The 22,340-nt window shown below is 72.9% G+C and carries 22 protein-coding genes and 1 riboswitch; of the genes, 13 read left to right on the top strand and 9 right to left on the bottom strand.

Annotation, left to right across the window (positions count from 1 at the left end):
* The first annotated feature begins 21 nt into the window (after nucleotides 1-21).
* The 4 genes from cobT (at nucleotide 22) to OG570_RS22120 (ending at nucleotide 2,981) form a co-directional block, all read left to right on the top strand.
* On the top strand, nucleotides 22-1,035 hold the full coding sequence (gene cobT, locus OG570_RS22135) for a nicotinate-nucleotide--dimethylbenzimidazole phosphoribosyltransferase (RefSeq protein WP_326958948.1): 1,014 nt from the start codon (nucleotides 22-24) through the stop codon (nucleotides 1,033-1,035).
* Nucleotides 1,036-1,249: 214 nt separating this feature from the next.
* Nucleotides 1,250-1,972: an adenosylcobinamide-GDP ribazoletransferase gene (locus OG570_RS22130; RefSeq protein WP_326960123.1), complete on the top strand. Its 723-nt coding sequence runs from the start codon at nucleotides 1,250-1,252 to the stop codon at nucleotides 1,970-1,972.
* A 14-nt stretch (nucleotides 1,973-1,986) separates the two neighbouring features.
* Nucleotides 1,987-2,511, top strand: coding sequence for an RNA polymerase sigma factor (locus OG570_RS22125; protein WP_326958946.1), 525 nt, complete (start codon nucleotides 1,987-1,989; stop codon nucleotides 2,509-2,511).
* Nucleotides 2,508-2,981 carry a hypothetical protein gene (locus OG570_RS22120; protein ID WP_326958944.1) on the top strand — a complete coding sequence of 158 codons (474 nt, stop codon included), beginning with the start codon at nucleotides 2,508-2,510 and terminating at the stop codon, nucleotides 2,979-2,981. Before OG570_RS22125 ends, OG570_RS22120 begins: the two co-directional genes overlap by 4 nt.
* Here OG570_RS22120 and cobC read toward each other — a convergent pair.
* From cobC to OG570_RS22100, 4 genes are read right to left on the bottom strand one after another with little or no spacing between them, the layout of a single operon-like run.
* A complete protein-coding gene (cobC, locus tag OG570_RS22115; RefSeq protein WP_326958942.1) occupies nucleotides 2,962-3,978 on the bottom strand; it encodes an Rv2231c family pyridoxal phosphate-dependent protein CobC in 1,017 nt (338 codons plus the stop codon). The genes OG570_RS22120 and cobC overlap by 20 nt on opposite strands.
* Nucleotides 3,971-5,308: a cobyrinate a,c-diamide synthase gene (locus tag OG570_RS22110; RefSeq protein WP_442788292.1), complete on the bottom strand. Its 1,338-nt coding sequence runs from the start codon at nucleotides 5,306-5,308 to the stop codon at nucleotides 3,971-3,973. The genes cobC and OG570_RS22110 overlap by 8 nt, the downstream gene beginning before the upstream one ends.
* On the bottom strand, nucleotides 5,302-5,916 hold the full coding sequence (cobO, locus tag OG570_RS22105; RefSeq protein ID WP_326958938.1) for a cob(I)yrinic acid a,c-diamide adenosyltransferase: 615 nt from the start codon (nucleotides 5,914-5,916) through the stop codon (nucleotides 5,302-5,304). The genes OG570_RS22110 and cobO overlap by 7 nt, the downstream gene beginning before the upstream one ends.
* Complete coding sequence (locus tag OG570_RS22100) at nucleotides 5,916-7,880, bottom strand: putative cobaltochelatase (protein WP_326958936.1); 1,965 nt, start codon at nucleotides 7,878-7,880, stop codon at nucleotides 5,916-5,918. Before OG570_RS22100 ends, cobO begins: the two co-directional genes overlap by 1 nt.
* A gap of 76 nt (nucleotides 7,881-7,956) precedes the next feature.
* Here OG570_RS22100 and cbiE point away from each other — a divergent pair, with 76 nt between their 5' ends.
* The 6 genes from cbiE to OG570_RS22070 all read left to right on the top strand — a co-directional run bounded on the left by cbiE (nucleotide 7,957) and on the right by OG570_RS22070 (nucleotide 15,754).
* A complete protein-coding gene (gene cbiE, locus OG570_RS22095; protein ID WP_442788291.1) occupies nucleotides 7,957-9,165 on the top strand; it encodes a precorrin-6y C5,15-methyltransferase (decarboxylating) subunit CbiE in 1,209 nt (402 codons plus the stop codon).
* Nucleotides 9,166-9,484: 319 nt separating this feature from the next.
* Nucleotides 9,485-10,246, top strand: coding sequence for a precorrin-4 C(11)-methyltransferase (gene cobM, locus OG570_RS22090; RefSeq protein WP_326958934.1), 762 nt, complete (start codon nucleotides 9,485-9,487; stop codon nucleotides 10,244-10,246).
* A complete protein-coding gene (locus OG570_RS22085; RefSeq protein ID WP_326958933.1) occupies nucleotides 10,243-11,268 on the top strand; it encodes a Gfo/Idh/MocA family protein in 1,026 nt (341 codons plus the stop codon). The genes cobM and OG570_RS22085 overlap by 4 nt, the downstream gene beginning before the upstream one ends.
* On the top strand, nucleotides 11,265-11,984 hold the full coding sequence (locus tag OG570_RS22080; RefSeq protein WP_326958931.1) for a cobalt-precorrin-6A reductase: 720 nt from the start codon (nucleotides 11,265-11,267) through the stop codon (nucleotides 11,982-11,984). Before OG570_RS22085 ends, OG570_RS22080 begins: the two co-directional genes overlap by 4 nt.
* Complete coding sequence (gene bluB, locus OG570_RS22075) at nucleotides 11,981-12,625, top strand: 5,6-dimethylbenzimidazole synthase (RefSeq protein WP_326943646.1); 645 nt, start codon at nucleotides 11,981-11,983, stop codon at nucleotides 12,623-12,625. The genes OG570_RS22080 and bluB overlap by 4 nt, the downstream gene beginning before the upstream one ends.
* 33 nt (nucleotides 12,626-12,658) lie before the next feature.
* Nucleotides 12,659-15,754, top strand: coding sequence for an arabinosyltransferase domain-containing protein (locus OG570_RS22070; protein ID WP_326958929.1), 3,096 nt, complete (start codon nucleotides 12,659-12,661; stop codon nucleotides 15,752-15,754).
* 60 nt (nucleotides 15,755-15,814) lie between these two features.
* Here the strand turns inward: OG570_RS22070 and OG570_RS22065 are convergent, their stop codons facing one another.
* The 4 genes from OG570_RS22065 to OG570_RS22050 are packed head-to-tail and all read right to left on the bottom strand — an operon-like array spanning nucleotide 15,815 to nucleotide 19,302.
* The gene (locus OG570_RS22065) at nucleotides 15,815-17,302 is read right to left on the bottom strand and encodes a precorrin-2 C(20)-methyltransferase (protein WP_326958927.1); all 1,488 of its coding nucleotides are present in this window, start codon (nucleotides 17,300-17,302) and stop codon (nucleotides 15,815-15,817) included.
* Nucleotides 17,299-17,922, bottom strand: a complete 624-nt coding sequence (locus tag OG570_RS22060) for a precorrin-8X methylmutase (RefSeq protein ID WP_326958925.1) — start codon at nucleotides 17,920-17,922, stop codon at nucleotides 17,299-17,301. The genes OG570_RS22065 and OG570_RS22060 overlap by 4 nt, the downstream gene beginning before the upstream one ends.
* Nucleotides 17,919-18,983, bottom strand: a complete 1,065-nt coding sequence (locus tag OG570_RS22055) for a precorrin-3B synthase (protein WP_326958923.1) — start codon at nucleotides 18,981-18,983, stop codon at nucleotides 17,919-17,921. The genes OG570_RS22060 and OG570_RS22055 overlap by 4 nt, the downstream gene beginning before the upstream one ends.
* A gap of 4 nt (nucleotides 18,984-18,987) precedes the next feature.
* A complete protein-coding gene (locus OG570_RS22050; RefSeq protein ID WP_326958921.1) occupies nucleotides 18,988-19,302 on the bottom strand; it encodes a DUF6191 domain-containing protein in 315 nt (104 codons plus the stop codon).
* A 108-nt stretch (nucleotides 19,303-19,410) separates the two neighbouring features.
* Here OG570_RS22050 and OG570_RS22045 point away from each other — a divergent pair, with 108 nt between their 5' ends.
* The 3 genes from OG570_RS22045 to OG570_RS22035 are packed head-to-tail and all read left to right on the top strand — an operon-like array spanning nucleotide 19,411 to nucleotide 21,416.
* Entirely contained in the window at nucleotides 19,411-20,337 is a 927-nt protein-coding gene (locus tag OG570_RS22045; RefSeq protein WP_326958919.1) for an ABC transporter ATP-binding protein, read from the top strand.
* Entirely contained in the window at nucleotides 20,334-21,179 is an 846-nt protein-coding gene (locus OG570_RS22040) for an ABC transporter permease (protein ID WP_326958917.1), read from the top strand. Before OG570_RS22045 ends, OG570_RS22040 begins: the two co-directional genes overlap by 4 nt.
* Before the next feature lie 3 nt (nucleotides 21,180-21,182).
* Nucleotides 21,183-21,416, top strand: a complete 234-nt coding sequence (locus OG570_RS22035) for a helix-turn-helix transcriptional regulator (protein WP_326943654.1) — start codon at nucleotides 21,183-21,185, stop codon at nucleotides 21,414-21,416.
* On the opposite strand, the gene OG570_RS22030 is transcribed toward OG570_RS22035, so the two are convergent.
* Nucleotides 21,413-22,141, bottom strand: a complete 729-nt coding sequence (locus OG570_RS22030; protein ID WP_326958916.1) for a hypothetical protein — start codon at nucleotides 22,139-22,141, stop codon at nucleotides 21,413-21,415. The genes OG570_RS22035 and OG570_RS22030 overlap by 4 nt on opposite strands.
* Before the next feature lie 124 nt (nucleotides 22,142-22,265).
* A riboswitch (cobalamin riboswitch) is annotated at nucleotides 22,266-22,340 on the top strand.

Raw genomic sequence — 22,340 nt, 5'->3', positions numbered from 1 at the left:
ACCCGTACCCCGGAGGCGCTCGTGTTCGACGTACCCGTGCCTGATGCCACCGCCCGCGCCGCCGCGCAGGAGCGGCTCGACGGCCTGGTCAAGCCGCTCGGCTCGCTGGGCAGGCTCGAGGAGATCGCCGCCTGGCTGGCCGCGGCGCACGGCAGCGTGCCGCCGCGCCCCCTGGACGACGTCCGCGTCGTCGTCTTCGCGGGCGACCACGGCGTGTCCGCGCTGTCGGCGTACCCGCGCGAGGTGACCGCGGCGATGGTGCGGGTGTTCCTGGCCGGCAAGAGCGGCGTGAACGTGCTGGCCGCGCAGGTCGGCGCGCGGGTCCGGGTCGCCGACCTCGGCGTCGATTGGGACGGTTCGGACGTCCCGGCGGACGTGACGGCCCACAAGATCCGCCGCGGCTCGGGCTCGATCGATGTCGAGGACGCCCTGGAGCCGGGCGAAGCGCGAGCGGCTTTCGAGGCGGGCCGCGCGATCGCGGACGAAGAGCGCGAAGCGGACGTGCTCATCCCGGGCGACATGGGCATCGGCAACACGGCGATGTGCGCGGCGCTGGTCGCGGCGTCGCTGGGGTTGCCGGCGTCCGAGGTGGTCGGCACCGGAACCGGCGTCGACGCGGACGGCCTGGAGCGCAAGACGGCGGCGGTCTCGGCGGCGTTGACGCGGACCGCGGGCCGGGTGGATGACCCGTTCGAGCGGCTGACGGCCCTGGGCAGCGCCTGCGTCGCGGCGACGGCGGGCTTCCTGGTCCAAGCGGCGGTCCGCGGCATCCCGGTGGTCCTGGACGGCGTGTTCTCGGGCGCGGCGGCCCTGGTGGCGCGGGACATCGCGCCGGGGGCGGAGCAGTGGTGGCTGGCCGGGCACCGCTCGACGGAACCGTCGCAGGCGTTCGCGTTGAAGGCGCTGGGCTTGGAGCCGATCCTGGACTTCGGGCTACGCCTGGGCGAAGGCAGCGGCGCGGTGCAGGCGATCCCGACCCTGCGCGCGGCCCGCGCGATCATCGCGGACATGGGCCTGCTGGCGGACTTGGCGTGAACGCAGCCCCCACCACTCCCTGGGGGGCGTCCCCTGTCCAGTCTATCGGCAGGTGGCCGGTCGGAAGCCCCGTTCGGCGATCTGTGGACAACTCCGCCGGCTCCGACGCGGCTGTGGACAACTCCGCCGGCGCCGATGCGGCTGTGGACAACTCCGCCGGCCGCGGCCGGACCGCGGGCGAGCCGACGTGAGCCGCTGGGGTGATGCCGCGCGGATGGCCGTCGGGACGCTGACCACCGTGCCCGTCACGGCGCCGCGCGTCATCGACCGGCGTGTGGCCGGCGGCGCCATGGTGCTCGCGCCGCTGGCCGCCGTCCCGCTGGCCGCGGCCGCCGGGCTGATCGTGTGGGCCGGGCACGCGCTTCCCGCGATCGCCGTCGCGGCGCTCGCGCTCGGGGCGGTCGCGCTCGGCAGCCGTGGCCTGCACCTCGACGGGCTCGCCGACACCGCCGACGGCCTCGGTGCCTCCTACGACCGCGCCAAAGCCCTCGACGTCATGCGCCGCGGCGACTCCGGGCCGACCGGGGTCGCGACGCTCGTCTTCGTGCTGCTCGTCCAGGTCGGCGCGCTGGCCGGGGCGATCGCGGCGGACCACGGCGTCGCCGCCTGCGCCGCGATCCTGATCGGCCGCTGCACGCTGTCGATGTCCTGCGCGAAAGGCGTCCCGTCGGCCCGACCGGAGGGCTTGGGCGCGACGGTCGCGGGCTCGGTGCCGCGGTCGGCGGCGGCAGCTTTGGCCGCCGCAGCGGCCGCCGGCACCGCTTTCCTTCCCGGCTTGCCGTGGTGGCGCGGACCGCTGGCCGTCCTGCTGGCCTACGCCGTCGCCGCGGCACTGCTCCGGCGCTGCACCACCCGGCTCGGCGGCGTCACCGGCGACGTCCTCGGCGCGGGCGTCGAAGCCGGGGTCGCGGCCGCGTTGCTCGCGCTGTCAACCTGAGGCCTCCGCCCGGCGTGTACCAGGTAAACGCCGAGGAGGACGCCCTGAGCACCGACATCGCCGTGGACCTGGCGGAACTCTTCCGCGCCCACCGCCCCGGCCTCGTCCGGCTCGCCGTGCTGCTGCTCGGTGACCGCGGGCTCGCCGAGGACGTCGTGCAGGACGCCTTCGTCGCGCTCTTCAAACGGTGGCCGCTCGACGACCCCGCCGGTGCCGGCGGCTACCTGCGCGTCTCCGTCGTCAACGGCGCCCGCTCCGCCCAGCGGCGCGCGGCCCTGCGGCTGCGGCACCGCAAAGCCGAGCAAGCCGAACGCGACGACGGGCCGCCCGCCGACGCCGAAGCCCTGCTCGACGAGGAACACCGCGAGGTCATCGCCGCCGTGCGGCAGCTGCCGCGGCGGCAACGAGAGGTGCTCGTGCTGCGGTACTGGTCCGGCCTCTCCGAAGCCGAGATCGCCGACACGCTCGGCGTCTCCCGCGGCACGGTCAAGACCTGCGCCTCCCGCGCGCTCGCGAAACTGGAAGGACAGCTCCGATGACCGACGTCGAAACGCGGCTGCGCGCCGCCTTCGCAGCCCTCGCCGACAACGTCGACGTCCGGGAAACCGCACCGGCACCGCGACGGCGGGTGCTCGTCCCGGCCCTGGTCGCGGCCGTCACGATCCTGGTCGCCGGCGGGATCATCCTCGCGAGCCGCCCGGCACCGGCGCCCGTGCCGGTCGTCCCGGCGGTGCCGCTGCCCCGCCAGACCCACGGCTTCCTGCCGAACTTCGCGCTGCTCACCCACTGCGGCGTCGACGAGACGCGCAGCGGCCTGACCTACTTCGAGGCGGAAACGCCGCTGTACGGCCCGAACGGCGGCGCGCCGGCGGGCTGGGGCAACCCCTACCAGGAGGGCACGATGTTCTTCACCGACTCCGGGGACATGATCTTCCGCGACGACCAGGGCCACGAGGTGCGGTTCCTGGTCCGGCGCGGCGCGACGGCGTTCAAGCACCTCTGCGAATAGCCGTCAGGAACGCGTCCGTCGTTTCACGATCCCGCACCGCCAGGCGCAGATGATCCGGCCCCAGCCCGGGGAACGTGTCGCCGCGGCGAACCGCGTAACCCGCTTCGCGCAGCCGCAGGCGGACGTCGGCGCCGCCGGGGACGCGGATCAGCACGAACGGGCCACGCGGCTCGCCGAGCACACGAACGCCCGCCGCGGTCAGGCCCGACACCAGGTACTCGCGGTCCGATTCCGCCGCCACCGCAAGCTTTTCGGCTTCCTCCACAGCGGACGGACGGCAGCACGCCACCGTCGCGACACCGGCCAAAGTGGACACCGACCACGGCACCTGGACCGCACGCAGCCGCTCGATCACGGAAGGCTCGGCGAGCACGTACCCGGCCCGCAACCCGGCCAGACCCCACGTCTTCGTCAGGCTGCGCAGCACAACGACGCCGGGAACGCCGTGAGCCAAGCTCTCGGCCTCCCCGGGAACCGCGTCCAAGAACGCCTCGTCGACGACCAGCAACCGACCGGGCCGGGCCAACGCACGCAGAGACGCGGCCGGGTGCAGCACCGACGTCGGATTCGTCGGGTTGCCGACGAACACCAGATCCGCGTCGGCAGGCACCGCGGCCGGGTCCAGCACGAATCCGTCCACTTCGGACAGGATCACCCGCGAAACCTCGTGCCCCGCCGCTCGCAGCGCCGCCTCCGGCTCGGTGAACTGCGGGTGCACGACCACCGCGCGCCGCGGCCGCAGCGCCGACGCCAGGAGCGTGAACGCCTCCGCGGCACCGGCCGTGACCAGCACGTCCGCAGGAGAACGGCCGTGTCGCGCCGCCACGGCAGCAGTTGCTTCAACGGCAGAGGGATAAGCCGCGAGAGTGTCCAAAGCGGACGCCAGCTCGGCCCGCAGCCACGCCGGCGGCCGCGGCAGCCGGACGTTCACCGCGAGATCCACCAGCCCCGGACCGACTTCGCGGTCGCCGTGGTGGTGCAGGTCGTACTCATCCATGGGCGAAGGCCCGGACGCGGCCGGCGAACCGCTGCGCCAGCTCGGGATACCCGGCCCAGTGGACGTGCAGGTAGGACGCGTGCAGCGTCGGCGACGCGAAGCCGTCCAGCTGCCTGTCCCAGCCCCAGGCCGCCGACGCGCCGTGCGACGGCGTGACCTCGGTGCGGTGGAACTCGTGCCCGGTGACGCGCTGACCGACCGCGGCCAGCACGTTGTCCCCGAGGGCGACCGCGCGCCGGTAGCCGAGCTTGCCCCGCGCGGTCATCTTGGCGTCCGCCGGCACCGCGCCGACCATCGGCACGCCGTCCAGCGACTGGCACAGGTACAGCAGCCCGGCGCATTCCGCGCTGACCGGCATCCCGCGGTCGACCGCCTTCGCCACTTCGGCGCGCAACGCCGTGTTCGCCGACAGCTCGGCCGCGTGCACCTCGGGGAACCCGCCGCCGAAGTACAACCCGGCGCACCCGTCGGGCAACGTCTTGTCCCGCAACGGATCGACGTCCACGACGTCGATCCCGCACGCCGCGAGCAGCTCGATGTTCTCGGTGTAGCGGAAGGTGAACGCCGGCCCGCCCGCGGCCGCGACCGTCGCACGTGGACCGTCCACACCGGACGGTGTCCACATCGGAGCCGAAAGCCGGGACGCCCCCGAAGCGATCCGGACGATCGCTTCCAGGTCGACGCCATCGGTGACCCACGCGGCGAGCGAGGGCAGCACGCGCTCGGCTTCCGCGGACCGTTCCGCGGCGGGCACCAAGCCGAGGTGCCGGCTCGGCGCGTGGATCTCTTCGTTGCGGTACAACGCACCCAGCAGCGGGACGCCAGTCGCTTCCAGCGCGGACGCGATCTCGTCGAGGTGCCGTTGCGAGCCCAGCTTGTTCAGGATGACGCCGGCGAGCCGCACCCGCGTGTCATAGGAAGCGAACCCGAGCACCGTCGCCGCGACGCTGCGCGAAGCCGCCGACGCGTCCACCACCAGCACCACCGGCGCGTCGATCAGCCGGGCGACGTGCGCGGTCGAGGCGTAACCCTCGGTGCCCAGCGCGCCGTCGAACAAGCCCATCACGCCCTCGATCACGGCGATGTCCGCATCGCGGGAACCGTGGCGCAGCAACGGGATCAGCGTGTCCTCACCCTGCAGGAACGGGTCGAGGTTGCGAGCCGGGCGGCCGGTCGCCAGCGCGTGGTAGCTCGGGTCGATGAAGTCCGGGCCGATCTTGTGCCCCGACACCCGGTGCCCGGCCGTGCGCAGGGCCGCCATCAGGCCGGCGGCGATGGTGGTCTTGCCGTGCCCGGAGCCGGGCGCGGCGATGACCACGCGCGCTACCACTCGATCCCCCGCTGGCCCTTCTGGCCGGCGTCCATCGGGTGCTTGACCTTGGTCATCTCGGTGACGAGGTCGGCGGCGTCGATCAGTTCCGGCGGCGCGTACCGGCCGGTGATGACGACGTGCTGGTGCCCCGGCCGGTCGACCAATGTGGACACGACGTCGTCGACTTCGAGCCAGCCCCACTTGAGCAAGTAGGAGAACTCGTCGAGGACGTAGAAGTCGTGCGTCTCGGCGGCGAGCCGTCGCTTGATCTCCGCCCAGCCCTCACGGGCGTTCGACGCGTGGTCCTCGTCGGTGCCGGACTTGCGCGCCCAGCTCCAGCCCTCACCCATCTTGTGCCACTCGACCGGCCCGCCCTCGCCGGTGTCGTCGTGCAGCTTGCCCAGCGCGCGGAACGCGGCTTCCTCGCCGACGCGCCACTTCGCCGACTTGACGAACTGGAACACGCCGATCGACCAGCCCTGGTTCCAGGCGCGCAGCGCCATCCCGAAGGCCGCGGTCGACTTGCCCTTCATCTCGCCGGTGTGCACGGCGAGCAGCGGCCGGTTGCGGCGCTGGCGCGTGGTCAGCCCGTCCTTCGGGACGACTTCCGGTTTCCCCTGCGGCATCAGGCGGCCCGTCCCGCGGTGCGCGCGCGGACGGCGTCGGCGAGCGACTCCGCGGCGACGTCGGACAGCGGCACGTGCTCGCCACCGAGGCGGACGGCCAGATCCGCGGCGAGACCGAGCCGCATCTTGCCGCTCTCGCAGTCCATCACCACGGTCGTGACGCCGGTGAGCAGCCCGGCCGCGGCCTGGGCGCGCGCGACGGCGTTCGCGCCGCTGGTGGCGCGGCCGTCGGTGACGACGACCAGCAGCGGACGGCGTCGCGGATCGCGGATCTCTTCGACGCGCAGCACGCGCGCGGCTTCCAGGAGGCCTTCGGCCAGTGGCGTCCGGCCGCCGGTCGGCAGGCCTTCGAGGCGGGACGCGGCCGCGTCGACGCTGATCGTCGGCGGCAGCGCGAGTTCCGCGCTGTCACCGCGGAAAGTGACGAGCCCGACCTTGTCGCGGCGCTGGTATGCGTCGAGCAGCAGCGACAGCACCGCGGACTTGACCTCGCGCATGCGGGCCTTCGCGCCCATCGAGCCCGACGCGTCGACACAGAACAGGACGAGGTTGCCTTCACGGCCTTCGCGCAGCGCGAACCGCAGGTCCTGCCGTCGCATCTTCAGCCCGGCGCCCTCGCGGCCACGGGCTTTCTGGTGCGGTGCCGCGGCTTTGACGGTCGCGACCAGGTGCGGCCGCCCGTCCCGGACGCTCGGGGGCTGGACGCCGATGGTGCGTCCGCTGTCGGTGATCGCGCGCGACCGGCGTCCGCGCTCGCCTTCACCCATGCCCTTGACGCGGAACACGCGGGCCTTGAACGTCTCGCCGGCGCCGACGGTCTTCTGCTGCCCGCCCTGTTGCTGGGGTTGGCCCTGCGGCGCGTCTCCTCCCTGAGGAACGTCCGGCGGAACGTCTTGCGGCGCGTCCTCCGGCGTCGAACCGCTGCCCGGGCCGTCGTCCTCGGGGCCGGGTTCCGGCGGCTGGGCGTCCTGAAGGGCCTGCTCCAGCTGCTCTTCCGAGATTCCGGGCGCGTCGAACGGGTTGCGGCGGCGCCGGTGCGGCAGCGCGAGCCGCGCGGCGACGCGGACGTCCTCGGTGGTCACCTCGTCGCGCCCGGCCCAGGCGGCGTGCGCGACCGCGGCGCGCGCGGTGACGATGTCCGCGCGCATGCCGTCGACCTCGAACGACGCGCAGATCTCGGCGATCTGCCGCAGTGCGTCGTCGGGCAGCTTGACCGCGGGCAGAAGCCGTTGCGCCGACTCGATCTCCTCGGCGAGGCGGGTGTCTTCGTCGGCGTACCCGGCGGCGAAGGCGTCGGGATCAGCTTCGTAGGCCAGGCGACGGCGGACGACCTCGACACGCTGCTCAGGATCGCGGCTGGAGGCGACCTCGACGGTCAGGCCGAACCGGTCCAGCAGCTGCGGACGCAGCTCGCCTTCCTCGGGGTTCATGGTGCCGATCAGCACGAACCGCGCCGCGTGCGACACGGAGACGCCCTCGCGCTCGACGGTCGCGCGGCCCATCGCGGCGGCGTCGAGCAGCGTGTCGACGAGGTGGTCGTGCAGCAGGTTGACCTCGTCGACGTACAGCAGCCCGCGGTGCGCGGCGGCCAGCAGGCCGGGCTGGTAGTCCGTGACGCCCTCGGCGAGCGCGCGCTCCAGGTTCAGCGAACCGACGACGCGGTCTTCGGCCGCGCCGACGGGCAGCTCGACCAGCCGCGCGGGCCGCCGGTGGCTGCTCGCGCCGTCGTGGGGGCCGTCCGGGCAGACCGGGTCGGGAGCCGCGGGATCGCACGAAAAGCGGCAGCCGTCGACGACGTCCACGCCGGGCAGCAGGCCCGCGAGCGCGCGGACCATGGTCGACTTCGCGGTGCCCTTCTCACCCCGCACCAGCACCCCGCCCACGGCGGGCGAGATCGAGGACAGGATCAGCGCCAGGCGCAGGTCCGGCATCCCGACGACGGCGGTGAACGGGTACGGCTTCAACAGCACTCCTTCAGCGGCGGAGGTCGGCGACCGGCCGATCATCGCACAGCGCCCGCCTCGCTTAGGGTGGGAAATCGTGCGCGAAAAATCACGTCGACCTGCAACGGGACCCGGGGATTCCGACGACCTCCCGCCGCGGAGCCCACGACGTCTGACGGTGGTCGGGATCGGCGCCGACGGCTGGCCCGGGCTCTCGGAACAAGCCCAGGCCCTCGTCCTCGGCGCCGACGTCGTCATCGGCGCGCCGCGGCAGCTGGGGTACCTGCCCGCCGAGGTGCCGGCGGTGCCGTGGCCTTCGCCCTTGCTGCCCGGCCTGGACGCGCTGCTCGCCGAGCACGACGGCCACCGCGTGTGCGTCCTGGCCAGCGGAGATCCGTTTTTGTCGGGGGTGGGTTCTACTCTGGTGGCTCATGGATATGAGGTCGAGGCGCTGCCCGCGCTCTCGTCGGTGACACTGGCCCGGGCCCGGCTGGGCTGGTCCGCCGAGGAGACCGAGGTGGTGACCCTCGTCGGCCGATCGTCGGCGCGCGCGGCCCGGGTGCTCGCGCCGCGCCGGCGGGTGCTCGTCCTGGGCGCCGACGCGGCGGCTCTGCGCTCCCTGCTCACCGTGCGGGGTTATGGCGAGAGCGAGCTGTTCGCGCTGGAGAACCTGGGCGGGCCCGAAGAGCGCATCTCCGACGGCTGGACCGGCGATCCCGGTCCGCTGACGGTGTTCGCGCTGGAGTGCACCGGCCCGGCGCTGCCCCTGATCGGCATCCCGGACGACGTGTACGCCCACGACGGCCAGCTGACGAAGCGCGACCTGCGGGTCTCGGCGCTGGCCCGCCTCGCCCCGAGCCCCGGCGACCTGCTGTGGGACGTCGGGGCGGGCGCGGGCAGCGTCGGCATCGAATGGTCGCGGATGCACGCGATGAACCGCTCGATCGCGATCGAGCGTGATCCCGAACGCGCCGAGCGGATCGGCCGCAACGCGGTCGACCTGGGAGTACCGGAACTGGAGGTGGTGACCGGAGAAGCACCCGACGCGCTGAGCGCGCTGCCCGCGCCGGACGCCGTCTTCATCGGAGGCGGCGTCACGGTGCCGGGTGTACTGGACGCGTGCCTGACCACGGGCGCGCGAGTGGTGGCGCACGGAGTCACCCTGGAGGCCGAGCAGGTCCTGGCCCGGGCGTACGAGCAGCACGGTGGTGAGCTGCTGCGGATCGCGGTCGAGCGGGCCGCCCCGCTGGGCGGGTTCACCGGCTGGACGCCGGCGCGGACCGTGACGCAGTGGAGCAGCCGATGACCGGCCGTGCCACGGCGGCAGCCGCGGCCCGCATCCGCGGCGCACGGCCAACGTCTGGCCACGCCACCTCGGTCCGCACCGACGGCGCACAGCCAACGTCCGGCCGCGCCATCGCGGCCCGCAGCTGCGGGCGACGGCAACCGACCGGCCAAGCCATCTCGGTCCGTGCCCACAGCGCATGGCGACCGCCCGGCCGCGGCGCCTCGGTCCGTGCCCACAGCGCATGGCGACCGTCGGGCCACGCCGCCTCGGTCCGTGCCCACCGCGCACGGCGAACGACCGGCTGCGCCACCGCGGCCCGCACCCCGGAGAGCAGCCGATGACCGTGTACTTCGTCGGTGCCGGGCCCGGGGCCGCGGACCTGATCACCGTGCGCGGGCGTGACCTGCTGGCTCGCTGCGGCGGCTGCCTCTACCCCGGCAGCATGACGCCCACCGACCTGCTCGCGTACTGCCCGCCGTCCGCGGAGCTGGTGGACACGGCGAACCTCAGCCTTGCCGAGATCGTCGAGAAGCTGGTCCAAGGGCACCGGGCCGGGCACGATGTCGTCCGGTTGTGCTCTGGCGACCCGTCGCTCTACAGCGCCGTCGCCGAGCAAGCGCGACGCCTCGACGCCGCCGGCGTGCCGTACGAGATCGTGCCCGGCGTGCCCGCCTTCGCCGCGTCGGCTGCGGTGCTCGGGCGGGAGCTGACCGTGCCGGAGGTCGGGCAGAGCCTGATCATCACACGCGTGCAGGCCCGCTCGACCGCGATGCCGCCGGGCGAGACGCTGGCCGCGTTCGCCGCCACCGGGGCGACCCTCGCGCTGCACCTGGCGATCAACCACGTCGAACGGGTCGCCGGCGAACTCGCCCCGCACTACGGCGCCGACTGCCCGGTCGCCGTCGTGGCGCTCGCGAGCCAGCCCGGCGAAACCGTCGTGCGCGGGGTGCTCGGCGAACTCCCGCAGCTGGTCCGCGCGGCCGGGATGACGCGGGCGGCGACCATCTTCGTCGGCCGGGTGCTCGCCGCGGCCGGGTTTCCGGACAGCTTCCTCTATTCCAGTGCCCGCGACCGGGCGAACCAACCGGAGTCGTTGTGACGCACCTGCGCTGGGGCCTGCTGGCCGCCGGGACCATCGCCGCCGAGTTCGCCGCGGGCGTCGACGAGAGCAAGCACGGCGTGCTGACCGCGGTCGCCGCGCGGTCCGCCGACCGGGCGCGCGAGTTCGCGACGCGCTTCGAGATCCCGAAGGCCTACGGCAGCTACGAAGACCTCCTCGCCGACCCGGAGGTCGACGCGGTGTACGTCTCGACGCCGCACCCGATGCACCGGGAATGGGCGATCGCGGCGGCCGAAGCGGGCAAGCACGTGCTGTGCGAGAAGCCGCTGACCGTCACCGCCGCCGACGCCGAGGAGGTCATCGCCGCGGCCCGCACGCACGACGTCTTCCTGATGGAGGCGTTCATGTACCGGCTGCACCCGCAGACGCGGCGGCTGGCCGAGCTGATCTCGTCCGGCGCGATCGGCGAGGTGCGCGCGGTCGACGTCACCTTCAGCTACGCCAGCGAAGACGGTGAAGGTGGCGAGGTGGCTCGGCTCGGCGACCTCGCGCTCGGCGGCGGCGGGATCCTCGACGTCGGCTGTTACTGCACGTCGCTGGCGCGGCTGGTCGCGCAGGCGGCGCTCGGCGTCGACGTCGTGGAGCCGGAAGAGGTGACGGGGATGGCAAAGCTCTCCGCGACCGGCGTCGACGAGTACGCGACCGGCCTGCTGCGGCTGCCCGGCGACATCCTCGCGCGGCTTTCGTGCGGGTTCCGGCTCGCGCAGGAGGACGGCATCCACGTCTACGGCAGCCGAGGACAGCTGCACGTGCCGCGGCCGGCGTGGATCCACGCGCTGCGCAAGCCCGTGACGTCGCAGATCGTCCTCACCCCGCTCGGCGGAGAACCCCAGGTCATCGAGATCGAAGCGAGCCAGGGGCTCTTCGCACGCGAAGCGGATCACGTCGCGGCGCACGTCGGTGACCGGCAGGCGCCCGAGCTGACCTGGGCGGAGACGCTGGCCAACATGCGGACGCTCGACCGCTGGCGGGAAGCCGTCGGCTACGGACGTCCTTCGTGATCCTCATCCTCGGCGGGACGGGCGAAGCGCGGAAGCTCGCTTCGGACCTGACCGACCGCGGAGTGCGCATCGTGTCTTCCCTGGCGGGACGCGTCGCGCGGCCACGGCTCCCGGTCGGCGAAGTGCGCGTAGGCGGCTTCGGCGGCGCGGACGGTCTCGCGGCCTGGCTGCGCGAGAACGACGTACGCGCTGTCGTGGACGCGACGCACCCTTTCGCCGAGCGCATCGGCGCCAACGCGGCGAAGGCGGCCGAACTCACGAAGATCCCGCTGCTGCGGCTCGCCCGGCCCGGCTGGGAAGCCGGTGAAAACGACGTCTGGCACTGGGCGGACGACCTCCCCGACGCCGCCAGGAAACTCCCTGAACTGGGGAAACGCGTCTTCCTCACCAGCGGCCGCCAAGGACTGCCCGCCTTCGCACACCTCGACGACCTCTGGTTCCTGATCCGCTGCGTCGACCCGCCCGAACCGCCGCTGCCCCGGCACCACGAACTGCTCCTCGCGCGCGGACCGTACGAAGTGGACAGCGAGCGCGAACTGCTCACCCGGGTTGACGTCCTCGTCACGAAGGATTCCGGTGGCGACCTGACCAGTGCCAAACTCACAGCCGCCCGCGAGCTGGGCGTGCCCGTGCTGCTGGTCCGGCGACCGCCGAGGCCGGTGACCGAGACCGCCGCGACCGGGCCCGAGGCCGTCGAATGGGTGCTGAACCGATGATCGAAGAGTTCTACGAAGTCCTGCGCAAGCGCCGCGACGTCCGCGGCGAGTTCACCGGCGAGCCGATCCCCGAAGCGACGCTGATGAGGATCCTCGAAGCCGCGCACGCCGCGCCGAGCGTCGGGCTCAGCCAGCCGTGGGACTTCGTGCTGGTCGACGACCACGCGACCCGCGAGCGGTTCGCGAAGCACGTCCACGACGAGCGGGACGTCTTCGCCGGACAGCTCAGCGAAGAGCGCGCCGGCACCTTCGCGAACATCAAGATCGAGGGCATCCTCGAGTCGAGCCTCGGCATCGTCGTCACCTACGACGCCGCGCGCGGCGCGCCCGACGTGCTCGGCCGGCACGCCATCGCCGACGCCGGCCTGTACTCGGTCTGCCTGGCCATCCAGAACCTCTGGCTGGCCGCGACCGCCGAAGGCCTCGGCGTCGGCTGGGTGAGCTTCTACCGTGAGCCGTTCCTGCGCGAACTGCTCGGCATCCCGGACGGCGTGCGGCCCGTCGCGTGGCTGTGCACCGGCCCGGTCAGCCGGCTCGAAACCGTGCCCGACCTGGAGCGCCACGGGTGGCGCAGCCGCCGTCCCCTGGCCGGGGCGATACACCACGGGCGGTTCACGCCGCGTGACCCGGGGTCTGGGTGAACCGCCTCGGTCTGACCCGTTAGCGTTGCGCCGATGCGTCTGATTGCCGTAGCGCTGGGGTTGCTCTCGGCCCTGTGCGCGCTGGCTTTCCCCTTCCTGCCGGTGGTGCAGGACACGGCGGAGGTCGTCTGGCCGACCGGCAGCGACACCCGCTCCGTCAACGCGCCCTTGACCGGGTACTGGGCCCAGGACCTGCGCGCCGAGCTGCCGTGCGCGGCCGTCCGTTCGGTCGACGCCCGCACGAACGGCCCCGGCCTCCTGTTCGCCACCGTGCCCGACGGCCGCACCGACCCGAAGTCCGGCAAGGGCGTCGGGATGCAGCTGCGCGTCGACAACGGGGTGCTGATCGCTTCCAGCCAGGGCCAGCAGATCGCCCAGCAGCCGCTGCCGGCCGAGAAGTGCGACGTCGAGCTGGACGTCGACGCGAAGCAGATGACCCTGGCCGTCGCCGGGACGCCGGTGTTCCACGCCGACGGCGACGTCCGCCCGCGCGTGGTCGGCATCTACTCCTCGATCAACTCGAGCAAGGACCCGATCGCCGGGCTGCACGTCTCGGTCGTGCCGGACACCCGGTACCAGACGTCGCCGACCGCGTTGAAGATCACCGTCGGCGTGCTGGCCGTGCTGTCGCTGATCGGCTGCATGATCGCGGTCTGGCGCCGCGACTCCGGCTTCGCCCGCCGCGCCCCGCGCTGGGCGCCGGTCGGCTGGTGGCGGCTGACGATGCGGGACGCCACGGTGATCGCCGCGCTCGGCGCGTGGGTCTTCATCGGGCCCGTGACCTCGGACGACGGCTACATCCTCACGATGGCGCGGGTCACCGAGCAGACCGGGTTCCTGACGAACTACCACCGCTGGTTCGGCGTCGCCGAGGCGCCGTTCGGCTGGTTCTACCACGTGTTCGAGCTGATGGCGCACGTCAGCGTGGTGCCGCCGTGGATCCGGCTGCCGTCGTTCCTGCTCGGCGTCCTGTGCTGGCTGCTGATCAGCCGCGAGGTCATGCCGCGCCTGGGCGCCCAGGTCCGCACCAGCCGCCCGGCCAGCTGGGCCGCGGCGACGGTGTTCCTGGTCTGGTGGATGCCCTACAACAACGGCGTCCGGCCCGAACCGGTCGCCGCGCTCGGCTCGCTGCTGGCGATCTGCGCCGTCGAACGCACCCTGGTGACACGGCGGCTGCTGCCGCTGTGCCTCGGCCTGACCGCGGCCGGGTTCACCCTGGCCGCGACGCCGACCGGGCTGATCGCGGTGGCGCCGTACCTGGTCGCCGCGCGTCCGCTGTTCAAGCTGATCCGCCAGCGCGCCAACGAGAACGGCTGGCTGCCGGTGCTCGCGCCGGTCGCCGCGGCCGGGCTGCTGGTGCTGGTCGTGGTGTTCGCCGACCAGACGTTCGCGACGGTCCAGGAGGCGACCCGGATCCGCACCCAGGTCGGCCCGAACCTGTCGTGGTTCCAGGAGCTCGCGCGCTACCAGTTGCTGTTCGCCGACCTGCCGGACGGCTCGGCGCCACGCCGGTTCCCGGTGCTGCTGATCGTGCTGTGCACCGCCACCTGCCTGGTGATGCTGCTGCGCCGCGGCCGCATCCAGGGCGCGTCGCTCGGCCCCGCGCGCCGCCTGATCGGCACGACGGCGTTGTTCTTCCTGCTCCTGGCCCTGACGCCGACGAAGTGGACCCACCACTTCGGCGCGTTCGCCGCGGTCGGGGCGTCGATGGCGGCGTTGACGGCCCTCGCGACGAGTTCGACCGTGCTGCGGTCCAAACGCAACCGCGCCGCGTTCCTGGCCGGGCTGCTGGTCGTCGGCGCGCTGGCCGCGACCGGGCCGAACACGTACTGGTTCGTCTCGCGCCTCGGCGTCCAGTGGACGAACGTGGCGCCGTCGATCGGCGGCATCCCGCTGTCCACGATCCTGCTGGTGGCGGCCGCGATCGCGGGGGTGTACGCGTTCGTCGAGAACGTCCGCGCGCACCGGCCCACCGCCGCGCCACCGGTGCAGGAAGGCCGGTTGCGCGCGCTGCGGCTCGGCTCGCTGTCGCTGGTGGTGGTCTGCGGCCTGGTGGCGGGCGGCGAGTTCGTCACGATGGCGTGGGCGATCCACAACCAGGCCGGCAGCTACAGCCTGGGCGCGGCGAACGTCGGGCACCTGTTCGGCAAGAGCTGCAACCTCTCCGACCACGTCATGGTGGAGCGCGACGCGGCGACGAGCATCCTGCACCCGCAGTCCGAGCAGCGGACGGTCCCCGACGAGACCAAGCCGCCGGAGAACTCGCCGCTGCCCAACCCCGACCGCGACAACGGTCGCGTCCAGACCGGCTTCCACACCCGCTCGGTCGACGACAAGGACCCCCTGGCGGAGCCGCCGCACGGGTTCACGCCGGAGAACGTGCCGATGTGGTCGAGCTACCTCGACCCCGAGACGCGCGCGGGCCGCCTGCGCAGCGACTGGTACGCGCTGACGGAGAAGCCCGCGGACGGCCAGGTCGTGGTGGCGACGGCGGGCGCGTCCCGCCGGCCGACGTCGGTCAGCCTCGACTACGGCGTCAACACCCCCGAGGGCGTGAAGATCCTGCGCAGCCAGTTCGTGCTCCCGCCGGGCGGGGGCACGGGTGGCTGGAACGACACCCGCATCAACCTGCGCGACCTCCCGCAGGAGACGAACGCGCTGCGCATCAACATCGTCGACAACGACCTCACGGAGGACGGCTGGATCGCGGCGTCGGCCCCGCGCGTCCCGACGTTCACGACGTTGACGGACAAGATCGGCTCGAAGCCGGTGTACATCGACTGGCCGGCGTCGTTCGTGTACCCGTGCGCCCAGCCGGTGATGTCCCACGACGGGATCTCGCAGGTCCCGGAGTACCGCATCACGGCGGGCGGGCTGGCGGACGAGGCGGAGTGGGCGTCCTCGACCAACGGCGGCCCGATCGGCTGGCTCGAGGAACTGGCCGAGGAGCCGGAGGTGCCGAGCTACCTGATCGGCCAGCCGAGCCAGTCGTGGGGCCAGCTGCTGCAGATCGAACCGTTCACCGAAGGCATCGCCCCGACCGTGATCCACGGCGAGAAAACGGTGCCCGGCTGGTGGTCCCCGGGCCCGGGCCCGAGCCAGCCGAACGGCAAGGACCCCACCCGCTGACGTTGTCCGTGAATGCCACATCGAGGGACACTAGGTCTCTCAATGTGGCATTCACGGACTTCAGTAGCTGCGCGGCGTCCAGACGATGCCGTTCTCTGCTCGGGTGCGGGAGGAGCCGACGATCAGCAGGCAGCGCATGTCCACAGTGGACGGGTCCAGCTCGCCCAGCGTCGTGATGCGGACGTCCTCCTCCGGGCCGCCGACGTCGCGGGCCACCACCACCGGAGTCGACGGTGTGCGGTGCCGCAGCAAGACAGAGCGGGCGTCCGCGAGCTGGGTCGTCCGGGTGCGCGAAGCCGGGTTGTACAGCGCCAGCACCAGATCCGCCGCACCCGCCGCGTCCAAGCGCTTCTCGATGATCTCCCACGGCTTCAACCGATCCGACAGCGAGAGCACGCAGTAGTCGTGCCCCAGCGGCGCGCCGACCCGGGACGCCGCCGCCTGGGCCGCCGTCACGCCCGGGACGATCCGGACCCGGACGCCCGCGCCGTGGCCCGAAGACACCTGCTCCAGCACCGCCGACGCCATCGCGAACACCCCCGGATCGCCCGAGGACACCACGGCCACGCGCCCACCGGAGGCCGCCAAGGACAACGCCTCCACCGCACGGTCCGCCTCGACCCGGTTGCCGGAAGCGTGCCGCTGCTGCCCGGCCTTCTGCGGCACCCGCGCGACGTACGGCCCGTACCCGACGATGTGTTCCGCCGCCTCCAGTTCCGCCAAGGCCTCCGGCGTCAGCCACTCCGGACCGGCGGGACCCAGACCGACCACGACGACCTCACCGGTGGCCGTCGAAGGGACCGGAGCAACCGCGGGAGCCTGCCGCGACGCGTAAGCCGGCGAAGGCAGCAACGCCAGCGAGAAGTACGGCACCGTCGAAGGATCGACGTCCGCCAACGGCGAAATCCGCTGCTCCCCCCACGTCGCGCGCTCGATGTAGAACGCGTCGTCGAGCTTCCCGGCCTCCGCCAACGCCTCCCGCACCGAACCGAACGTACGTCCCAGCTTCACCACCGCCGCCGCATCGGTGTCCGCGAGACGCCGGGCCAGCTCCGGCGCGGGCAGCGTGCCCGGCAGGATCGTCAGGACCTCGTCGCGCTGGACCAGCGGGCGGCCGAGCACCGACGACGCCGCGCTCACCGACGTCACCCCCGGCACGACCACGGCGGCGAACCGGCCGGAAAGCCGTTCGTGCATGTACATGTACGAGCCGTAGAAGAACGGGTCGCCTTCGCAGAGCACGACGACGTCGCGGCCCGCGTCCAAGTGCTCGGCGAGCCGCTTCGCGCTCAGCTCGTAGAAGTCGGCGATCGCGCCTTCGTAACCGCCGGGGTGATCGGTCGTCTCGGTCGTGACCGGGTAGACGAGCTTCTCCTCGATCTGCCCCGCACGCAGGTACGGCTCGGCCACCGACCGCGCGATGCTCCGGCCGTGCCGCGCGCTGTGGTAGGCGATCACCGCGGCTTCCGAGATCAGCCGCGCGGCCTTGACCGTCATCAGTTCCGGGTCGCCGGGACCGAGCCCGACGCCGTACAGCGTGCCGGTCATTCTTCGGTGCTCGCCAACGCGTTGATCGCGGCGACGGCCATCGCGCTGCCGCCACGACGTCCGTGCACCACCAGGTACGGCGCGGGCGCCCGCTTCGCCAGCTCCACTTTGGACTCCGCCGCGCCCACGAACCCGACCGGCACGCCGATGATCGCCGCGGGCGCGCCGACGCCTTCGTCCAGGATCTCCAGCAGGCGGAACAGCGCGGTCGGCGCGTTGCCGATCGCCACGACCGAGCCGGGCAGCTTGTCGCGCCACAGTTCCAGCGCCGCCGCCGAGCGCGTCGTGCCCATCCGCTCGGCGAGGCCGGGCACGCTGGGGTCCGACAGCGTGCAGACGACGTCGTTGCCCGCGGGCAGGCGACGCCGGGTGACGCCGCTGGCGATCATCTGCGCGTCGCACAGGATCGGCGCGCCCGCCTCCAGCGCGGCGCGGCCGGACTCGACGACGTCGAGGGTGTACCGCACGTCGTCGACCAGATCGACCATGCCGCAGGCGTGGATCATCCGGACCGCCAGGCCGGCCACGTCGTCGGGCAGGATCGCCAGGTCCGCTTCCTCGCGGATCGTGGCGAACGAGTGCCGGTAGATCTCGGCACCGTCCCGCAGGTAGTCGATCACAGCGTTCCTTTCAGCTCTTCGAACGGCACCCACCGGCCGTCGACCCGGTAGCCGCCCGCTTCGGCGACAACGTCCACAGTGGACTGCGATGGCTTCCCGCACCGCCGCTCACAACCCGAGAAGTGCGCGCGCAGCCCGGGCCGGAACACGGCGTCGGCGCGGACGTCGGCGCGCGACTTCACACAGCCCGGACGGCCGATGCACGCGCTCGTGCCCAGCGGCTCGCCGCCGAAGCCGAGCCGCTCGAAGACGTCGACGGGCGCGTCCGGCAGCACCACGGACTTCCACGGCGTGACCAGCGCCGGCCCGCAGGAGGCCAGCGCGCGGGCCTGCGCGGCCGAGAGCTGCCCGAACCTCGGGACCACCCCTGCGGCGGACGCGGAGAGCATCCCGACCGGGACCTGGACGTCGACCCGCGGCGCCGGCGTCCCGCGCCACGCCGGGTCGTCGAGCTCGGCGACGCGCCAGGCGGATCCACGCACTCGGAGGAACTCCAGCGCGACGTCGATCAGCGTCGAGACGGCGTCGCCCAGAGCCACTCGACGTCCGGTGTCGCCGCCCGCGAGCAGCAGGGTTCCTTCGGAAGAGCTGGTCGCGCGCCAGCAGACGTCGGCGCCTTCGCCGGCGACGTCACCGCGTCCGTCGTCGAACGCGAAGAGGAACCGCCCGGGCAGCGACGCCAGCTCCGGCGTCGCGCACAGGACGGCGTCGAGCGCGGCCGCCAGCCCGCGGACGTCGGCGAGCCCGCCGGTCAGGCCGCTCAACGGTGAGGCGAGGACATTCCGGACCCGCTCGTGCGACGGCGACGGCAGCAGGCCCGCGTCGGCCAGCCGGCCCGCGAGGCCGGGCCGGGTCACCCCGCGCAGCTGGACGTTGCCGCGCGAGGTGAGGTGGAGGTCGCCGTCGCCGCACGCTTCGGCGCAGTCGGCCAGCGCCCGCAGCTGCACGGCGGAAACCGCACCCCCGGGCAGCCGGACCCGCGCCAACGGGCCGTCCGCGGCGTCGTGGGTGGCGAAAACACCGGGGCACGCGTCGGCTCGCACACGCGCGGGGGTCGGCATGAGGTCACTCTAACTCGCGGTTCCCGGGCTCCTTCGTGGCCGGACGCGGGCGCAGCACGGCCGTTCCGGCGTCCAGGTCCACGTCACGCCGGGGAGGCGCGCCGTCGGCGTCCTGCTCGACGAGCATGGACATCGTTTCCCGGTGTTCCAGCTCACGCCGCTTGGTGCCGTAGAGGAACGCGGTGGTCTCTTCGACGTAGGTCGCGGACAGCCGCGCCTTGAACCGCGAGCCGTTCTTGCGCGGCCGCAGCTCGATCGCGGCCATGACCAGCAGGATCACCACGCCGCCCGGAAGGGCCAGCCCCAGCCAAGTTCCCATGCCCCGCGAACCGGATGACCGCCGGTCAAGTTCCGGGTGCACCACAAGTCCGACCGAATGTAGCAGATGTGCTACATTTGATCGCATCAGTCGGATGGGGGTCAGGTCATGAGAGATCCAGCGGATCCCGTGGTCCGCGCGAGCGGGCTGCGGATGCGCTACGGCGCGAACGACGTCCTGCACGGCGTCGGGTTCGAGGCGTACCGAGGCGAGGTCGTGTGCCTGCTCGGGCCGAACGGCGCGGGCAAGACCACGACGATCGAGATCCTCGAGGGCTTCCGGATGCGGTCGGCCGGCGAGGTGAGCGTGCTGGGCGTCGACCCGGCCCACGGCGGCGAGGACTGGCGGGCCCGCCTGGGGGTCGTGCTCCAGTCCTGGCGCGACCACGGGAAGTGGCGCGTCCGCGAACTGCTCGCCCACCTCGGCCGGTACTACGCGCCGTACTCGACACCGGCGTGCACGCGGCCGTGGGACGCCGGCGAGCTGATCGCGGCGGTCGGGCTCACCGACCACGCGCACAAGAAGATCAAGAGCCTCTCCGGTGGCCAGCGGCGGCGGCTCGACGTCGCGATCGGCATCGTCGGCCGTCCGGAGCTGCTCTTCCTCGACGAGCCCACCGCGGGCTTCGACCCGGAGGCCCGGCGCGAGTTCCACGACCTGGTGCACCGGCTGTCCGACGAGCTCGACACCACGATCCTGCTGACCACGCACGACCTCGACGAAGCCGAGAAACTGGCCGACCGGATCCTCATCCTCAACGGCGGCCGGATCATCGCCGACGGCTCGGCCGACGCGCTGAGCCGGCAGATCGCCGGCGAGGCCGAGGTCCGCTGGACGATCGACGGCCGGCACTTCGTCCACTCGACGACCGAGGCCACGAAGTACGTCCACGACCTGTTCAAGCAGCACGGCGAGGCGGTGGCGGATCTCGAAGTCCGCCGCGCGTCGCTGGAGGACACCTACATGACACTCGTCCACCGCGCCGAAACCGACGGCGAGACGGAACTCGGGCTCCAGGAAGCGGGTGCGCGATGAACACCGTCGCGGTGCGGGCCGGGCTGGCCCGCGGCTGGATCGAGTTCAAGCAGACCTGGACCAACCGCGAGGACGTCTTCGGCCAGATCGTCTTCGCCGCGCTCTTCCTCGGCGTGGTGTTCTTCATGCGCGACGCCACGGTGCCCGGCACCGGGTTCTCCCTCGGCGCGGCGACCGTGCCCGGCGTGCTCGGCGGCGGGATCGTGTTCACCGGGCTCACCGGCGCGGCGAGCTACCTGGTCATCGACCGCGAGGACGGCACGCTGCTGCGGGCGAAGGCGACGCCGAACGGCATGCTCGGCTACCTGGTCGGGAAGACCACGACGCTGTCGCTCGGGCAGGGGGCGTCGCTGCTGGTGGTCCTGATCCCGTGCCTGTTCCTGTACCCGTCGCTGGGGCCCGACGGCCTCTGGTCCTACCTGCACCTGCTGGGGGTGCTGGTGCTCGGGCTGTTCGCGACCCTGCCGATCGGGGCCGCGCTGGGTTCGCTGATCAGCAGCCCGCGGTCGACGGGGCTGATCGTGCTGCCGGTCATGGGGCTGGGCGCGATCTCCGGGATCTTCTACCCGGTGATCGCGCTGCCGGTCTGGGTCCAGGGCATCGCGCAGGTGTTCCCGATGTACTGGCTGGGGCTCGGCATGCGCTCGGCGTTGCTGCCGGACAGCGCGGTCGTCGCCGAGATCGGCCATTCGTGGCGGCCGCTGCCGACCCTCGCCGTGCTCGTCGCGTGGTCCGTGATCGGATTGGCCCTGGCCCCGGTCCTGCTCCGCCGCATGGCGCGGCGCGAGTCGGGTTCGTCGGTGGCCGAAAGGCGGGAGAAGGCCATGCAGCGTGTGGGGTGAGTCATGAGCGAGGTCGTCTACAACCGGATCGCGATGCTGCGCGCGGAGCGGTCGATCTCGCGCCGCGAGCTGGCCGACGCGCTGGGCGTGCACTACCAGACGATCGGCTACCTCGAGCGCGGCGAGTACAGCCCAAGCCTCTACCTGGCCCTGCGGATCGCGGACTTCTTCGAGGTCAACGTCGAGGTCCTGTTCTCGACGAAGCCGTTCCCGCGGCTGGGAGAGCGGTCCGCCTAGGGCTTGCGGAGGTCGGCGTCCACCAGCGCGCGCACGACGTCGGCGCGGCGGGTCTCGCGGACCGTGCGGCTGAGCTCGACGTGCAGGAACGGCGTGCCCGCGGCGGCCTGGCTCTGCACGTTCGTGGTGCCGGCCAGGCCCCGGCAGGGCTCGGCCCAGGCCCGGCAGACGCGGAAGCCGTCGGCGGTGAGCCGGTCCGCCGCCCGGCGGGCCGCGTCGCCGGCCTCGGCCGCGCCGGCCGAGAGCACGACGTCGGCCGAGGTCAGGGTGGCGTCGCCGAAGCCGTGGAGCTGCACCTGCGGCAGGCCGCGCCGGGCGAGCAGCGTCGTCACGACGTGGAAGACGCTGCGGGTCTCGTGCGCGGGGTCCTCCCGGCGGCGGTGCGCGCCCCCGACCACGAGCACGGCCCCGGGCGTCTCGCGGAAGAGGGCCAGGCCGAGCCGTTCGGTCCGCAGGTCGGAGGAGGCGTGCGGCACCTCGACGACCAGCGAGGGCGGCGCAGACCGGTCGACGACGTAGAGCCCCCACGCGCGTTCGGTGCCGGGCTCCTGCACGACCAGGGTGTCGTCCTCGACGGAAAACCCCAGCTCGGCGAGGTTGTGCGGCCGCCGGTCGAGGAACGCGGCGAACCCCGTTTCGGCGATCCGGAGTTCCGCCGCGGTCGGCACGCGGTACGGGTGGCGGCTCGACTGCGCGTCGGTGAAGTCGTGGAGGAAGGAATCCACCGTGGCCCTACCCCGATCCTGTAGCCCGGCCACCAGGCTACCGACCCGGTAGCCGTGCACGTCACCTTGACGCCACGCCCGGGCGCACCGGAGAGTAAGTCCGATACCCACGCGTCGGCAGGTGGAGGAACCCGGTGAGAGTCCGGGGCGGTCCCGCCACTGTCACCGGAGAGCCCGCTCTCCGGGAAGCCAGGAACTC

Source organism: Amycolatopsis sp. NBC_01286 (assembly GCF_035982555.1).
In the GTDB taxonomy this organism is placed as follows: domain Bacteria; phylum Actinomycetota; class Actinomycetes; order Mycobacteriales; family Pseudonocardiaceae; genus Amycolatopsis.
Note: the sequence above shows the minus strand (reverse complement) of the source record. Positions and strands in the feature narration are given on the sequence as shown.

Coding starts and splice junctions, on each gene's coding strand:
- OG570_RS22045 (WP_326958919.1), top strand. CDS start 19,411: ATGAGAGATCCAGCGGATCCCGTGGTCCGCGCGAGCGGGCTGCGGATG.
- OG570_RS22065 (WP_326958927.1), bottom strand. CDS start 17,302: ATGACCGGCACGCTGTACGGCGTCGGGCTCGGTCCCGGCGACCCGGAA.
- OG570_RS22040 (WP_326958917.1), top strand. CDS start 20,334: ATGAACACCGTCGCGGTGCGGGCCGGGCTGGCCCGCGGCTGGATCGAG.
- OG570_RS22035 (WP_326943654.1), top strand. CDS start 21,183: ATGAGCGAGGTCGTCTACAACCGGATCGCGATGCTGCGCGCGGAGCGG.
- OG570_RS22050 (WP_326958921.1), bottom strand. CDS start 19,302: ATGGGAACTTGGCTGGGGCTGGCCCTTCCGGGCGGCGTGGTGATCCTG.
- OG570_RS22055 (WP_326958923.1), bottom strand. CDS start 18,983: ATGCCGACCCCCGCGCGTGTGCGAGCCGACGCGTGCCCCGGTGTTTTC.
- cobC (WP_326958942.1), bottom strand. CDS start 3,978: ATGGATGAGTACGACCTGCACCACCACGGCGACCGCGAAGTCGGTCCG.
- cobO (WP_326958938.1), bottom strand. CDS start 5,916: ATGCCGCAGGGGAAACCGGAAGTCGTCCCGAAGGACGGGCTGACCACG.
- cobM (WP_326958934.1), top strand. CDS start 9,485: ATGACCGTGTACTTCGTCGGTGCCGGGCCCGGGGCCGCGGACCTGATC.
- OG570_RS22120 (WP_326958944.1), top strand. CDS start 2,508: ATGACCGACGTCGAAACGCGGCTGCGCGCCGCCTTCGCAGCCCTCGCC.
- OG570_RS22130 (WP_326960123.1), top strand. CDS start 1,250: ATGGCCGTCGGGACGCTGACCACCGTGCCCGTCACGGCGCCGCGCGTC.
- bluB (WP_326943646.1), top strand. CDS start 11,981: ATGATCGAAGAGTTCTACGAAGTCCTGCGCAAGCGCCGCGACGTCCGC.
- OG570_RS22070 (WP_326958929.1), top strand. CDS start 12,659: ATGCGTCTGATTGCCGTAGCGCTGGGGTTGCTCTCGGCCCTGTGCGCG.